Origin of the sequence: Sinomonas sp. G460-2 (assembly GCF_047759905.1) — a bacterium.
In the GTDB taxonomy this organism is placed as follows: domain Bacteria; phylum Actinomycetota; class Actinomycetes; order Actinomycetales; family Micrococcaceae; genus Sinomonas.
On the sequence record NZ_JBKZWT010000068.1, the window covers coordinates 1 to 15,385 of the forward strand.

The following is a 15,385-nucleotide window of genomic DNA, read 5'->3' on the forward strand; positions in this document are numbered from 1 at the left end:
GACCGCGCCGCCGAACTCGCCTCGCTCTTTCCCCGCGCGTCCGTCGAGGGGCGCACGACGGCGGAGCTCGCTTCGCTGCTCGAGGCCGCGGACGGCGTCGTCCATTGCACCCCGGTGGGGATGGCTGCACACCCGGGCACGCCGTTCGACACCTCGCTGCTCGACGCGCGGCAATGGGTCGCTGACATCGTGTACCGGCCGATTGAGACGCAGCTCGTGCGCGACGCCCGCGCGGCCGGATGCCGCGTGCTCGACGGCGGGCGCATGGCCGTGGGACAGGCCGTCGACGCGTTCCGCATCTTCACCGGGGTCGAGCCGGACGCGGAGCGGATGCGCGCGCACTTCCTCGAGCTCATCGAGCTCGAGGCTGCGTCAGAGCAGACCGCGGCATCCGCGTTCGCTGGTGCCTCAGGGGCCGCCTGATGCGCACCGGGATCGCGACCGTCTGCCTGTCCGGCACGCTCGAGGAGAAGCTCCGCGCGGCCGCGAAGGCGGGGTTCGGCGGGGTGGAGATCTTCGAAACGGACCTCGTCACCTCGTCGCTGAGCCCCGAGGACGTGCGCCGCCTCGCCGACGATCTTGGCCTCGGCCTCGATCTGTACCAGCCGTTCCGGGACTTCGACTCCGTGCCGGACGAGCTCTACCGCGCCAACCTGCGCCGCGCCGATGCGAAGTTCAAGCTCATGGGCCGGCTCGGCATCGACACCATCCTCGTGTGCAGCAACGTCGGGACGGCGAGCATCGACGACGATGCCCTCCGCACTGAGCAGCTCCACGGGCTCGCCGAGCTCGCCGCCGACCACGGCGCCAAGGTCGCGTACGAGGCGCTCGCGTGGGGCACCTACGTCAACGACTTCGAGCACGCGTGGCGAATCGTGGACGACGCCAACCACCCGAATCTCGGCACGTGCCTCGACACTTTCCACATCCTTTCGCGCGGCTGGGACACCGCGCCGATCGAGGGGATCCCGGGGGAGAAGATCTTCTTCGTCCAGGTGGCGGACGCCCCCAAGCTCTCCCTCGACGTGCTGAGCTGGAGCCGTCACTACCGCGTGTTCCCGGGGGAGGGGCAGTTCGACCTGCCCAAGTTCCTCGGCCACGTGGCCCGGACCGGGTACGCCGGGCCGGTCTCGCTCGAGGTCTTCAACGACACGTTCCGGCAGTCCGACGTAGAGCGCACCGCCGTCGACGCCATGCGCTCGCTCATCTGGCTCGAGGAGCGCACGGCGCAGCACCTGGCGGCGTCCGCCGCAGACGCGGCCGGCGTTGCCCCCTCGCCCGCTCAGCTCGCCCAGGCGTCCCGCGCCTACGCGATGCCGCTCACGACGCTCCCGCAGGTTGCGCCGCCGTCGGGCCTCAACTTCGCCGAGATCAAGGCGGCGGACGGCGGAGCGGCGACCGCCGAGCTCGAGCGCCTGCTCGGCCAGCTCGGCTTCCAACCGGGCGGCGAGCACCGCACCAAGCCCGTGAGCCTGTGGACGCTCGGCGACGCGCGGATCGTGCTCAACCGGCAGCAGGCCCGCGGCGTCGAGCCGGGGATCTCCGCGCTCGGCTTCGACGTCGAGAACTCGGTGGCCGCCGTCGCCCGCGCGGTGCAACTCAAGGCGGTGCCGGTGCCGCGGACCTCGCAGGCGAACGAGGAGGTGTTGCAGGCGGTCCAGGCGCCCGACGGGACCGAGGTGTTCCTGTGCCAAGACACGTTCTGGACCCAAGAATTCGGTTCGGGGGAGGGTGATGCCCGCGGCGAGCCGGACGACGAAGGCGTCGCCGGGATTGCGGAGCCGGCGTCAGGCGAAGCAGCCGGCGGAGCAATTCCGGTGGCGCCCACGCAAGGTGACCACACCTTGGCAGCTGCGCGCATCGACCACATCAACCTCGCCCAACCGTGGCAGCACTACGACGAGGCGGTCCTGTTCTATTCGTCGGTGTTGGCGCTGAGCCCGCAGCCGTCGCAGGACGTGTCGAGCCCGGCTGGTCTCGTGCGCTCGCAGGTCATGCAGACGGAGGACCGCTCGGTTCGGCTCGCGCTCAACCTCGCGCCGTGGGTGCAGGCCGACAGCGTGCGTGGAACGGTGCGGGATACGTTCCAGGAGCACATCGCGATTGTCGTCCCGGACCTCGTGGCCACGGCGAAGGCGTGCCGGGCCCGGAAGCTGCCGTTCCTCGCGATCCCCGAGAACTACTACGAGGACCTCGATGCCCGGTACGGCCTCGACCCGGAGTTTCTCGCAACGCTCCGCGAGCTCAATCTCCTGTACGACCGCGACGCCGACGGCGAGTTCCTGCACTTCTACACGGCCACCGTGGGGAGCGTGTTCTTCGAGGTGGTTCAGCGGATCGGCGGCTACGACGGCTTTGGAGCGCCGAACGCCCCGATCCGGCACGCGGTCCAGCACGCCCACCGGCGCTGAATTCTAGGGGCGACCGAGCGTTCGGGCGCGGAGATACTCCCGCAGGCCCGGGATGGCGAAGTCGACCTGACCATAGCCGGCTTGCTCCACGAGCCCAGCGTCGATGAGCCGGGCCCGATACTTGCCGACCAGATTCGGTCTTGCGCTCATGCGGCGGCCGATGTCACCCACATCGGACGCTCCGTCGTCCTGCGCCATCGCGAGGAGGAAGTCTGAATCGCGCGCGCTCGCTGTGGAGAGGGCAGCCTCGATGACGGTTCGCTCGTTGCGGCGGCGCGCGGCCGCAACGGCCCGCTCCACGGCGGCGGCGTCGAGTGAGCCCGACGCGGCTTCGGCCTCTTGCCAGAGGCTGTAGCCGACAAGTTGGATGAGGAACGGGTAGCCGCCGGTTCCGTCGGCGGCGGCCCTGGCTAGGTCGGGGTGTAGCTCGTAGCCGCCCTTAGCGAAGAGGTCGGCGAACGAGTTCGCGGTCTCGTCGATTGACGCGGCGTGCAGGTCGATGCGATCGGCCCTTCGGAGGAAGGTCGCGACGCCTTCGTTGAGTAGGTCGGAGACCGCGGCGGGCAGGCCTGCGAAGATGAGCGCGATCGGAAGGCCCTCGCGGATGAAGTGCTGAACATTGGCCGCGAGGGTAGCGATCTCGGTGCGATCGGCGGCATGGACCTCGTCGACCGTGATGGCGAGCCCCGTCGCGTGATCGTCGAGGGCCCGCAGCAGCTCCTCTCCCTTTTCGCGCCATGTGACCTGCTGCTCGGGCGGGAGTTGGGTGGTGACGCCGAAGCCGGCCACACTAACTCCCGTGATGCGCCGACCGGTGGGGCCGTCGCCCAGCTCCGCGAGCGCCCGGCGCATTGCCTCGCCGACCCTTCCCATGAATCCCGGCGTGGCCGTTTCCGAGATAACGAGCCAACCACGCTCCTGGGCCAGATCCTCCGCCGCGCCGAGCATGACGGTCTTGCCCACGCCCCGGGCGCCGGTGAAGATGGTGAGGAGCCCGGGCGCGCCCGACCTGATCCCGAGGCCGTATTCGAATTCGCGGAGCAAACCGTCGCGGCTGACGATCACGGGCGGCGTGGCGCCGGCTGTGGGGCGGAACGGATTCTGCACAGGCCCTCCGGTGAATCTAGGTGAATCTGGTGAATCTGGTGAATCTTCCTTGATTCTAGAGGGTCTAGAACGTGAGGCCGGTCAGGCCGACGCGCGGGGCGCGAACATGATCACCGTGACTCCGAGGAGGCAGATCACCGCTCCCGCGACGTCCCAGCGGTCGGGGCGGAAGCCGTCCACGACGACGCCCCACGCGAGGGAGCCCGCCACGAAGACCCCGCCGTACGCGGCGAGGACCCGGCCGAAATGCGCGTCTGGCTGGAACGTCGCGACGAAGCCGTAGGCGCCCAGGGCGGCGATCCCGAGCCCGGCCCACCACCAGGGCTTCCCCTCGCGGACCGCCTGCCAGACGAGCCACGCCCCGCCGATTTCGGCGGCAGCGGCCAGGACGAACAGCACGGAGGACTTGAGGATGCTCACGCCCACATGATCCCAGCCGCACGCGGTTCGGAGCCTCCGCACGGGAGTCCCTCGCCGTGAGACGAACCTCACAGGGGAAACGGAGACAATTTCCGAATCCGACGTTGCCTGCCTTCTTGCAGACTGCGTAAACTTGCAGAGTCTGCAAACTTAGGCAACCGAACAAGGGCCTCATCGAGTTTGCCCCCTCTGAGAGATTCGGATCAATCCCATGTCCAATCCTGCGGCCGGTTCTACGGCGCGCGACGCGCGGAGCGCCGCTCCGTCTAGCCCGGTGATGACCCACCGGCAGATTCTCCTGGTCATCTACGGCCTCATGGCGGGGATGTTCCTCTCGTCGCTTGACCAGACCATCGTCGGTACCGCGATCCGGACCATCGGCGACGACCTGCACGGCCTCGACCAGCAGGCCTGGGTCACCACCGCCTACCTCATTACCTCGACGATCGCGACGCCGATCTACGGCAAGCTGTCCGACATCTTCGGCCGCCGCCCGCTCTACATCTTCGGCCTCGGCGTCTTCATCGTCGGCTCGCTCATGTCCTCGTTCTCGACCTCGATGCTCATGCTCGCCGGATTCCGCGCATTCCAGGGCATCGGCGCCGGCGCGCTCATGTCGCTCCCGCTCGCGATCATGGGCGACATCCTCGCCCCGCGCGAGCGCGCCAAGTACCAGGGCTACTTCCTCGCCGTCTTCGCGGTGTCCTCGGTGGTCGGCCCGCTCATCGGTGGCCTGTTCTCCGGCGCGAGCCAGATCCTCTTCATCTCGGGCTGGCGCTGGGTCTTCCTGGTCAACGTCCCGATCGGCCTCATCGCGCTCGGCATGGTGCTCGCGTTCCTGCACCTGCCCAAGTTCCATGACCGGAGCACGTCCCGCATCGACTGGTGGGGTGCGACCTCCGTCATTGTCACGCTCGTTCCGCTCCTCCTCGTGGCCGAGCAGGGCCGGGAGTGGGGCTGGAGCTCCGCTGGCTCGATCGCGTGCTACGTGATCGGCGTGATCGGCCTCATCAGCTTCATCATCGTCGAGACGGCCATGAAGGATGACGCGATCATCCCGCTGCGGCTGTTCCACTCGTCGACGTTCTCGATGGCGACGGTGCTCGGCTTCCTCGTCGGCTTCGCGATGTTCGGCGCCATGCTGACGCTGCCCCTGTACCTCCAGCTCGTCACAGGCCTGAGCCCCACGGAGTCCGGCTTCGCGACCCTGCCGATGGTGGGCGGCCTCATGATCGCCTCGATCGTGTCCGGCCAGATCGTGGCCCGCACGGGCAAGTATCGGATCTTCCCGATCACGGGCACGCTCGTGACGGGCTTCGGCTACCTCGTGCTCACGTTCATGACCATTGACAAGCCGCTGTGGTTCCTCATGATCGCGATGTTCCTCATCGGTCTGGGCCTCGGCCAGCTCATGCAGTCACTCACCCTCGCCTCGCAGAACGCCGTGACGCCGCAGGACATGGGTGTCGCCACGAGCTCGGCGACGTTCTTCCGCCAGATCGGCGGAACGCTCGGCACCGCGGTGCTGCTCTCGGTGCTGTTCGCGCTCATGCCGACGAATATCACGACCGCGATGCAGAACAAGGCCGATCTCACGAGCGCGCTCGACGCGGCCCTCACCCCGTCCGTCGCGACCGACCAGGCCAACGCGGGCATCATGCAGCAGATCTGGAACCCGATCGTCACCCCGATCAAGGCCCAGATTCAGTCGGGCCTCGACCAGGGCACGACGGCAGCGAAGCAGGCCGCCGATCAGACTGTGACCCAGCAGGTGACCGCCGCCGTCCAGCAGCAAGTCGCCGCCGGTGCCATCCCGGCGTCGTCCGCCTCTGCGGTGATCGACCAGCAGTCCGCAGCCGCCAAGCCCGCCGCCGAGCAGCAGGCCCTCACGGCCGCCGCGAAGCAGGCCGGCGCCTCCGTGGTCGACGGTCGCCTCGCGATCGACTACTCGAACCAGTCGCAGCGTTCCGCGATCGTCGACAAGGTGGTTCCCACCATGATCGACCAGCTCAAGAACGCCACGTCGTCGAGCCAGTCGTCCTCGTCGAACACGTCTGACACCTCGTACCTCAAGGGTGCGGACGCCCGCCTCACGCGGCCGTTCATGACCGGCTTCAACTCGTCGGCCGTCAGCATCTACTGGGTAGGCCTCGGCGTGATCGCCCTCGCGTTCGTGCTCAGCTGGTTCTTCAAGACGCCGCCGCTTCGCGCGCGCTCGGCCCTTCAGGAGCAGGCCGACAAGCTCGGCACCGTTGACGACCTCGAGGTATACGCGATGGAGGCCGCCGCCGAGGCCGGAGCGCCCACGGCGCCGGCCACCGGGCCGATTCGAGTCCACCGGCCGTAGCGTCGGGGGTGGGGCGCACGCCGCTGGCGGGCGCCCCGCCAGACGTTCTGCATGACAGGAACCACCGTGAGCACCACCCCCACACCCCTCGCCGACAACCCGGGTTCGCTGCGAGAGCGCAAGAAGCTGCTGACCCGGCAGGCGATTCACGACGCGGCGTACGAACTCGTCGTCGAACGCGGTCTCGCCCACGTCACGATCGGGGACATCTGCGCGAGGGCCACCATCTCGGAGCGGACGTTCTTCAACTACTTCCCGTCGAAGGCGGCCGCGACCCTCGGCCTCCCCGCGACGCTCCTCGCGATCGAGCACGAGCAACGCTTCCTGCAGAGCAGCGGGCCGCTCGTCGACGACCTCTGCGAACTCGTGGCCAACGTCTCCGGCGGCCCGGACGAGAACCTTCCGCGCCTCCGCGAGCTCATGCGGCTCGAGCCCGACCTCCTCGCGGCGCTCCACCAGTGGACCTCGGGCGTGCGGGAGCGCGTGATCTACCTTGCCGAACAGAGGACGACGCCGATCCAGGCGCGCCTCTCCGTGGCCCTCGTCTTCGCGGCCCTGTTCCTGCACGCCGACAGCGTCTACACGACCCGTCCCGGTCGGCCCGCCCTCGAGGATCTGCGCACCACGGTCGGGCGGCTCTGCTCGCTGGCGATCGGCTGAGGGCTGGCCGGGCTGCCCGCCCGCCGCAGGGTTACGCTGGGCAGAGACTTGGGGTCACCCAGAAGAGGAGCCGTCATGGAACATTCGGGGAGCTGCTGCACGCCGTCGCGCGGGCCGGAGCCGGTATCGCTGGGCGCACCGAGGCGAGCGGACGACGGCGAGGCGGGCCAGGGCGGCAGCGTCGCCGGCGCGCTCCACGCCGAGGTGGCGGTGCCGGGTGGGCTCTTCGCGATGGGGGACGCGTTCGGCGAGGGGTACGCCTCCGACGGCGAGCTTCCGGTGCACGAGGTGACGGTCGACGGGTTCCGCATCGATGCGACCCAGGTGACGAACGCGATGTTCGCCGCGTTCGTGGACGCGACGGGCTACCGGACCGAGGCCGAGGCCTACGGGTCCTCGGCGGTGTTCCATCTTCTGGCCGATTCCGGCGGGGTGGTCGGTGCCGCGGCCGGGGTCCCGTGGTGGCTCAACGTGGCCGGGGCCGACTGGGCCCACCCCCGCGGCCCGCAGTCCTCGTGGCGGGACGTGGCGGACCACCCCGTGGTGCACGTGTCGTGGTACGACGCGGTCGCGTACTGCGCGTGGGCGCACCGACGCCTGCCCACCGAGGCCGAGTGGGAGTACGCCGCGCGCGGCGGCCTGGCCGGGAGGCGGTACGCGTGGGGCGACGAGCTGACCCCGGGGGGTGAGCACCGGTGCAACATCTGGCAAGGCACGTTCCCCTCGGAGAACACGGTCGAGGACGGCTTCCTCGGCACGGCCCCGGTCAGGAGCTTCCCGCCGAACGGCTTCGGGCTGTACGAGGTGGCCGGGAACGTGTGGGAGTGGTGCGCGGACTGGTTCCTGCCCAAGTACTACGCGAACTCCCCGGCGGTGAACCCGCAGGGCCCCACGATCGGGGCCGGGCGCATCATGCGCGGGGGCTCGTACCTGTGCCACGAGTCCTACTGCAATCGGTACCGCGTCGCGGCCCGCTCGCACAACACCCCCGAATCCTCGAGCGGCAACTGCGGCTTCCGGACCATCGCGCTCTGACCCTGGGCCCGCCAGCACCCGGCCAATAGGGTCTGTCCTCCAGGGGTAGCGGAACCGTCTCCTTGATCGAAAAGAGGCGCTAGTGCACGAGCGCATCGCCCGGCCGCACCCGGAGACCCGTTGGCCAGTGGGCCATATCGGGTGGTCCTATCGGGGCTTGCCGGAATTCGAAGGCCGTGTTGCGTCGTTCCTGGCGGAAGGACATGCCCGCGGGGAGCGGCAGGTCTTCATCGCTGACGAGCCGAAGGCCGGCCTCTGGCCCAGGGGCCTTGTTGAGCGCGGCGATCTCCTGATCTTCAGCACCGTCGAAATCTACGGTGCGGAGCGGATTGTCGATCCCCCCGCGCAGCGGATCGCCTTCGAAGCCACGTTGGCGGAGGCGCTCGCGCTTGGCTACACCGGGCTGCGGGTGGCGGCGGACAACACCAGCCTGACGTCGGATCCCGGCCGCCTCGAGGCGTGGATGCGCTGGGAGGACGAGGCGGATTCGCTCATGCGGACCAAGCCCATCACGGGGCTGTGTGCGTTCGACCGGACCAGGAGCGCCGCCGCGACCGTGCAGACGCTCATGGGCCTGCACCGCCCGGTCGACCTCTGACCCCGCCCAGCCACTGACATTCGTCAAACTCAGCCCTATCGAGCATGCCTTCCTGACCATTCCACTTGTGCTATTGACCAAGGCTTCCACTTGTGCCATCCTTCAAGTGAACCACCTCACAGGCAAGCATTGGAGAGCGATGAAGCTCGAACACATCCTTCTCGGAGTGCTGTCGGCGCACCCCAGCACCGGCTACGACCTCAAGAAATACCTCGACACACACGGCCGCTTCCTCCGCTCGAACACGCAGATGAGCCAGGTGTACCGCTCGCTCACCACGATGGAGCAGCAGGGCTGGGTGACGCACACAGTCGAGCCCCGCCCAGGCGCGCAGGACGCCAAGACGTACCGCGTCACCGAGGAGGGCGCCACGATCTTCCTGGACTGGCTCACGGGACCGTACCAGCCGCCGTCGCGCTTTCAGGACCCCGAGCTCGGGGCGCGCTTGAGCTTCGCAGGATTCATGAGCGCGGAGCAGGTTCTCCGCCTCATCGACACCGAGATCCAGACCCGTCAAGAGGAGATCGGCCGCTACCGGTTCCGCGATCGGCGCGAACACTGGGCGCCCACCATCCCCTTTGACCCCGAATTCGCCGACGCGCTCGGCGACCGCCTTCACTACATGGGCGCCGCGGCGATCGACGCGCATCTCGCCGGACTGCTGGAGATCCGGAAGGACCTCCTCGACGGCAAGCTCTCCTCGCGCTCCATCACCTCGCGCCCGGGCGACGACGTCGAGGACGCAGTCCCGGCAGCCACCGAAAGGACCACCCGATGAGGGCCATCATCCTCATGTTCGACAGCCTCAACCGCCACATGCTGTCGCCCTACGCCGACACGATCGTGGACGCGCCGAATTTCGCGCGCCTCGCGTCCCGCTCTGTCACGTTCGAGAACTTCTACGCCGGCTCGATGCCGTGCATGCCGGCCCGCCGCGAGATGCACACCGGCCGCTACAACTTCCTGCACCGCAGCTGGGGCCCGCTCGAGCCCTTCGATGACTCGATGCCCGAACTGCTCAAGAACGCGGGCGTCCACACCCATCTCGCGTCCGACCACCCCCACTACTGGGAGGACGGCGGCGCGACCTACCACCCCCGGTACACGACGTGGGAGTTCTTCCGCGGCCAGGAGGGCGACCCGTGGAAGGGCGTCGTGGCCCCGGCGACCGACGACGGCGGGAACGGCGGCGCGAAGCCCGGCGCCGGGAATTGGCGGGCGGGGATGAAGCGTCAGGACCTCATCAACCGCTCCTACATGCCCACCGAGGCCGAGCACTCCCAGACCCGCACCGTCGACGCCGGCATCCACTTCATCGACACGAACCATGCCGCGGACCAGTGGCTGCTCCAGATCGAGCTCTTCGACCCGCACGAGCCGTTCTTCACCCACGAGGCCTACAAGGCCATGTACCCGCACCGCTACGACGGACCCGAGTTCGACTGGCCCGGCTACGAGCGAGTCACCGAGCCCGAGGACCAGGTCGAGCACGCGCGCTACGAGTACGCCGCGCTCGTCTCGATGTGCGACAAGTCCCTGGGCCGCGTCCTCGACGCCATGGACAAGTACGGCCTCTGGGAGGACACGCTCCTGCTGGTCAACACCGACCACGGCTTCCTGCTCGGCGAGCACAGCTGGTGGGCCAAGTCGATCCAGCCGTGGTTCAACGAGCTCGTCCACCTGCCCATGTTCCTGTGGGACCCCCGCACCGCCGGGCGCGATGCCCGCCGCGGCGCCCTCGCCCAGACGATCGACATCGCCCCGACGATGCTCCGCTTCTTCGGGCTCGAGCCGACGCCGGACATGCAAGGCCGGGACCTCGCCGTCGTCCTCGAGGACGACACCACGGTGCGCGACGCCGCGCTCTTCGGCATCCACGGCGGCCACGTCAACGTCACGGACGGGCGCTACGTCTACATGCGCGCCGCCGCCGACGCGGCGAACGGCCCACTCGAGGACTACACCCTCATGCCCACCCACATGCGCTCGCGGTTCTCCGTCGGGGAACTCGCGGCCTGGGAGCCCGCCGAGCCGTTCACGTTCACGAAGGGCCTTCGCACCCTCAAGGTCCACACGAAGTCCCTCATGAACCCGTGGGCGCACGGCACGCTCCTCTTCGACCTCGAAACCGACCCCGCGCAGGAGCATCCCCTCGCGGACGACGACGTCGAGCTGCGCATGCTCCGGCTCCTCGCCGAGCTCCTGCACGCCTCGGACGCCCCGAAGAGCCAGTTCGAGCGGCTCGGGATCCCGTTCGGCGCCCCGCCCACCACGGAAGACCTCCTGGTGCGCCGTCAGGCCGAGCGCGCCGCCGCGGCCCTCGAGCCGCTGCCGCCCCTCGCCTCGTTCCACGCCGAAGGCCAAGCACTCGAGACCCCCATCCTCGAACTGCTCCAGGACCCCCGGTGCCGGACCGTGCTCGAGAGGCTCCTGCCGCATCTCGTCTCGACCGAACTGGTCAGCATCGCCCCCCAGTTCACCATCTACCAGCTGGCCAAGGTCTCGCCGGTGGCCCCGGCGACCCTCGAACAGCTCGCCCAGGAGCTCGCGCCGGTCCCCGCGGCCTGACCCCCCGCTCACCTAAACCCGCCCGCCTAAACCCGCCCACCCACCCGTAAAATCCCCCGCACCTGCCAGAGCAGTCAGGAACAAACCATGGAAGCCCAGATCACCAAATCCACTCCCGTCGAGGGCGAAACCCAAGCCCGCCACGTGCCCCACCGCTGGCGGAATCTCATGGTCCTCACGGGCGTGAGCGTCGTCGACAACACGGAGTCCGGCCTGACCTCGACGATCTTCCCCTCGATCGCGGCCGCCCTGAAGCTCAACAGCGGGCACCTCGGCCTGCTCGCGGCGCTCGGCAAGATCATCGCCGTGCCCGCGGGGCCGGCATGGACTTGGCTCGCGGGTCGCATCGGCCGCCGCAAGACGCTCGTGCTCATCACGCTCGTCGGCGGCCTGTTCGGCGCGGCCGCCGGCTTCTCCCAGAACTTCACCCAGCTCATCATCTTCAACGCGCTCATGTCCGCCGCGATGGTGGGCGGCGTGCCGATCTCCAACGCGATCCTCGCCGACTCGTTCGACGACGCGAACCGAGGCAAGGCGGTGGGGTACTTCTACGGCTTCATCAGCCTCATCAGCTCGTTCGTGGCGCCCGTCATCGCGCTCTTCACCGGGCTCACCGACGGCTGGCGGTACGGCATGTGGACCATCGGCGCGATCTGCGTCCTGGCGGGCCTCGTCGTGGCCAGTCTCTACAGGGACCCGGGTGTCGGTGCCGCGGAGAAGCAGCTCGCCGACCTCTCCGAGAACAAGCGCAACCTCTCCCGCGTGACGGTCGCCTCGGTGCTCTCGATCATGAAGGTGCCCTCGTTCTCCCTCATGATGCTTTCCCGGCTCCTCTCGGGCCACCTGCTCATCTCGATTTTCGGCATCCAGTTCCTCGTGACCGAGCGCCACTTCACCAACGCCGTCGCGGCGACCGTGCTCGTTCCATTTGGCCTCGCGTACTTTGCCGGAACGGTGGGCGGCGGCTGGTTCCTGGCCCTCCTGGACCGCGTGATCCCGCACCGCGGCCGCGTGGGCTACATCCAGGGAGCGCAGGTGTTCTTCGCGGTCGTAGCGTTCTTCGGGACGCAGTTCCACCACGAGGGCATCGGTATCTACGCGATCTTCTGGGCCCTCATGGGCTTCGGCCAGGGCCTCAACCCGTCGGTGAACCGCTCGATCGTCGCCGCCGTGATTCTGCCGGAGCTGCGCGGCCAGGCGTTCGCGATCTTCCTGACCATCTTCGAGACGATCGGCTGGGCCCTGTTCTCCCTCGGCGCCGGCGCGCTCGCCACGAGCCTCGGCATCCAGACGGTGTTCCTCTGGGTCATGGTGATCCTCATGATCGTCAACGCCGCGGTGCTGACCGGACTGTACGCGGTCTACCCGCGTGACGTGGCCCGCGTGACCGAGACGCTCGAGCGTCGGCGCCAGGAGGCCCTCGGCCAGAGCTGACCCCGCCGCGGTTCGCGACCTTCTTCAAACGACGCCGACGGCGTGTTGCCTGACAACACGCCGCTGCGGCGCGAAAAAGGCGGCGAAGGAAGGTCGGGAACGGCCGCGCCACCCATACTCGCCCCACCGGAAAGGATCACCGTGAAGCGGCCGAACATCGTGTGGATCTCCACGCATGACATCAATCCGGACCTCGGGTGCTATTCCGGGGTGTGGCCGGGGGCGGAGTACGCGGTGACGCCTCACCTTGATCGGCTGGCGGACGACGGCGCGCGGTTCGACGCCGCGTTCGCCGCGGCTCCCATTTGTGCCCCGGCGAGGTCGGCGATCATGACGGGGTGTTTCCCGACGGCGATCGGGACGATGCACATGCGCACGAAGGCGGTCCCGCCGCCGGAGGTGCGGCTGCTGCCGGAGTACTTCCGGGCCGCGGGGTACTACACGACGAACAACGTCTTCACGGACTTCCAGGTCGAGGTGCCGCGCACGGTGTTCGACGACTGCTCGGCCACGGCGCATTGGCGCAACCGCCCCGACGCCGATCAGCCGTTCTTCGCAGCGTTCCACGGGATGGCCACCCACGAGTCGCAGCTCTACCTCGGCGAGGAGGCGTTCGCGGCCGCGACAGCCCACGTGCCCGCAGATGCCCGGCACGACCCGGCCGCGGCCCCGGTGCCGCCGTACTATCCCGACACTGCGGTGTTCCGGGACGCGATCGCCCGGTACGCGGACCTGGTCACGGAGATGGACGCGTGGGTGGGCGGGATCCTGGCCGAGCTGGAGGAGGACGGGCTGGCGGGGGACACCATCGTGGTGTTCTGGTCCGACCACGGGCGGGGGATGCCGCGGGCCAAGCGGTGGGCGTGCGAGGCGGGCCTGCGGGAGCCGCTCCTGGTCCGCTGGCCGGGGCGGATCGCCCCGGGCACCGTCGTCACCGACCTCGTGCACACGATGGACCTGGCCCCGACCATGCTCGCCGCCGCCGGGCTCCCGGTCCCGTCCCACATGCACGGGGTAGCGCTCTTCGACGCGGCAGGCCGGCTCGCAGAGCGGCCGAATGAGTTCACCTTCGGCGGCCGGGACCGTCAGGGCGAGGCCGAGGACACGACCCGAACCGTCCGCGATGCGCGGTTCCGCTACATCCGGAACTACCATCCCGACCGTGCCCCGATGCAGCACAACGACTACCCGGACCATCTGGCCACGTGGGCGGAGCTGCGGCGCTTCGCGTTCCAGGAGGCCGAGCAGCTGGGCCGCGGCGAGCGAAGGAGCCTCCTCACGCCGCTCCAGCGCCAGCTCCTCGCCGCGGACAAGCCGGCGGAGGAGCTCTACGACCTCGCCGCCGACCCGCACGAGACCCGCAACCTCGCCGGGGACCCCGGGCACGCCGCGGATCTCGCCCGCCTCCGCCAGGCCCTCCAGGCCTGGCAGGATCGCTACGGCGACCTCGGCCTCCTGGACGAGGAGACGCTCTTAGAGGGCTGGCGCCCCGGTGGGCGCGCGCACACGACCGCACCACCCGCCGTCGTCCGCACCCCGGCGGGCCTCGCCGCGGACTGCCCCACGCTCGGCTCCTCGATCGCGTGGACCACCGACTCGCCCGCGGAAGAACAGCGCGAGCCGAGCCCGCTCGAGCGGGTCACGGGGATTCCGGTCGCGGATGGCCGCCGCTGGCACCTCTACACCGGCCCCGTCGACGCAGAGACCCTCGGGGAGGCCCAGACGTGGTTCCAGGCCTGGCGTCTCGGCTTCGAGCCGAGCGAGGAGGTCGCGGCGTGGTGAGGGCCGGGGAGTAGGGTGCCCTTGTGGCACGGATCTTCATCACCGGTTCGACTCAGGGCCTTGGGCGCGGAGCCGCTGAGTCGCTCATCGAGGGCGGGCACGCCGTGGTCCTGCATGCGCGGGACCGCTCGCGGGTCGAGGCCGTCGCGGGGCTCGCGGACCGCGCGGCAGGCGTCGTCGTGGGCGATCTCGCGAGCCGAGAGGAGACGCTCGCTCTCGCCGAGCAGGTCAACGCCCTGGGACGCATGGACGCCGTGATCTACAACGCGGGCGTGTACACCGAGTCCGAGCGCAGCGGCACGCCCGAGGGCCATCCGCGCGTCCTCGCGGTCAATCTCCTCGCGCCGTATCTCCTGACTGCGCTCCTCGAACGGCCCGATCGGCTCGTCTACCTCACGAGCGGGCTGCACCGCGGCGGGGACCCGTCGTTGCGTGACGTCGAATGGACCGCGCGCCGCTGGAACCCGATGCAGGCCTACTCGGACAGCAAGCTCTACCTCACGGCCCTCGCGTTCGGGCTCGCCCGCCGGTGGCCGGGCGTCCGTAGCAACGCCGTCGACCCCGGCTGGGTGCCCACGCGCATGGGCGGGCCGAACGCACCGGGCGACCTCCAGACCGGGCACGAGACCCAGGCCTGGCTCGCCGCGAGCGACGACCCCGAGGCGGCGGTGAGCGGCGGCTACTGGTTCCACCGATCGCGCCGTGAGCCGGCGGCTCCAGTCAGCGACGAGCGTTTCCAGGAGGCGGTGCTCGCCGAGCTCGCCCGGCTCACAGGAGTCGAGCTGCCGTAGGGCCGCCGCCGTTACTCTTTTGAGACCCAGTCGAGACATCGCCTAGACTTAACCTCCGATGGCAGTACTCCCGGACACCCCCGAGCAGTCTCGGTCCGCGCTGCGGCGCGGGCCGGTCTTTGTCGATGATTCGGGCCGCCGGCTCCGCCGCCTCCGGCTCTTGGGCCTCGTGGCCCTCGCGCTCGCAGCCGGGTACATCGTGCTCCTGGCCGTCGCGCTGCTTGGCGGGCCG

12 protein-coding genes and 1 pseudogene are annotated in these 15,385 nt (G+C 69.4%); 11 read left to right on the top strand and 2 right to left on the bottom strand.

Annotation, left to right across the window (positions count from 1 at the left end):
• Together ACLN58_RS09085 and ACLN58_RS09090 are read left to right on the top strand one after the other, a co-directional pair.
• Positions 1 to 423, top strand: a pseudogene (locus tag ACLN58_RS09085) (shikimate dehydrogenase); the annotation flags it as partial.
• Positions 423 to 2,411, top strand: coding sequence for a bifunctional sugar phosphate isomerase/epimerase/4-hydroxyphenylpyruvate dioxygenase family protein (locus ACLN58_RS09090; protein WP_415854933.1), 1,989 nt, complete (start codon positions 423 to 425; stop codon positions 2,409 to 2,411). The pseudogene ACLN58_RS09085 and the gene ACLN58_RS09090, both read left to right, overlap by 1 nt.
• A gap of 3 nt (positions 2,412 to 2,414) precedes the next feature.
• Here ACLN58_RS09090 and ACLN58_RS09095 read toward each other — a convergent pair whose 3' ends face one another.
• Positions 2,415 to 3,518 carry an ATP-binding protein gene (locus ACLN58_RS09095; RefSeq protein WP_415854934.1) on the bottom strand — a complete coding sequence of 368 codons (1,104 nt, stop codon included), beginning with the start codon at positions 3,516 to 3,518 and terminating at the stop codon, positions 2,415 to 2,417.
• 81 nt (positions 3,519 to 3,599) lie between these two features.
• Positions 3,600 to 3,938, bottom strand: a complete 339-nt coding sequence (locus tag ACLN58_RS09100; RefSeq protein ID WP_415854935.1) for a YnfA family protein — start codon at positions 3,936 to 3,938, stop codon at positions 3,600 to 3,602.
• A gap of 211 nt (positions 3,939 to 4,149) precedes the next feature.
• Between ACLN58_RS09100 and ACLN58_RS09105 the strand changes: the two genes are divergently transcribed.
• From ACLN58_RS09105 to ACLN58_RS09145, 9 genes are all read left to right on the top strand, one after another.
• Positions 4,150 to 6,285, top strand: a complete 2,136-nt coding sequence (locus ACLN58_RS09105; RefSeq protein WP_415854936.1) for an MDR family MFS transporter — start codon at positions 4,150 to 4,152, stop codon at positions 6,283 to 6,285.
• 66 nt (positions 6,286 to 6,351) lie between these two features.
• Positions 6,352 to 6,945, top strand: coding sequence for a TetR family transcriptional regulator (locus ACLN58_RS09110; protein WP_415854937.1), 594 nt, complete (start codon positions 6,352 to 6,354; stop codon positions 6,943 to 6,945).
• Between the two features lie 75 nt (positions 6,946 to 7,020).
• Positions 7,021 to 7,980, top strand: coding sequence for a formylglycine-generating enzyme family protein (locus tag ACLN58_RS09115; protein ID WP_415854938.1), 960 nt, complete (start codon positions 7,021 to 7,023; stop codon positions 7,978 to 7,980).
• Between the two features lie 127 nt (positions 7,981 to 8,107).
• Positions 8,108 to 8,578: an MEDS domain-containing protein gene (locus tag ACLN58_RS09120; RefSeq protein WP_415854944.1), complete on the top strand. Its 471-nt coding sequence runs from the start codon at positions 8,108 to 8,110 to the stop codon at positions 8,576 to 8,578.
• Positions 8,579 to 8,717: 139 nt separating this feature from the next.
• Complete coding sequence (locus ACLN58_RS09125; protein WP_415854939.1) at positions 8,718 to 9,356, top strand: PadR family transcriptional regulator; 639 nt, start codon at positions 8,718 to 8,720, stop codon at positions 9,354 to 9,356.
• Complete coding sequence (locus ACLN58_RS09130) at positions 9,353 to 11,146, top strand: sulfatase (RefSeq protein ID WP_415854940.1); 1,794 nt, start codon at positions 9,353 to 9,355, stop codon at positions 11,144 to 11,146. The genes ACLN58_RS09125 and ACLN58_RS09130 overlap by 4 nt, the downstream gene beginning before the upstream one ends.
• Positions 11,147 to 11,233: 87 nt before the next feature.
• The gene (locus ACLN58_RS09135; RefSeq protein WP_415854941.1) at positions 11,234 to 12,580 is read left to right on the top strand and encodes an MFS transporter; all 1,347 of its coding nucleotides are present in this window, start codon (positions 11,234 to 11,236) and stop codon (positions 12,578 to 12,580) included.
• A gap of 141 nt (positions 12,581 to 12,721) precedes the next feature.
• On the top strand, positions 12,722 to 14,362 hold the full coding sequence (locus ACLN58_RS09140) for a sulfatase (RefSeq protein WP_415854942.1): 1,641 nt from the start codon (positions 12,722 to 12,724) through the stop codon (positions 14,360 to 14,362).
• Between the two features lie 23 nt (positions 14,363 to 14,385).
• On the top strand, positions 14,386 to 15,153 hold the full coding sequence (locus ACLN58_RS09145) for an SDR family NAD(P)-dependent oxidoreductase (RefSeq protein WP_415854943.1): 768 nt from the start codon (positions 14,386 to 14,388) through the stop codon (positions 15,151 to 15,153).
• Positions 15,154 to 15,385 lie beyond the last annotated feature (232 nt).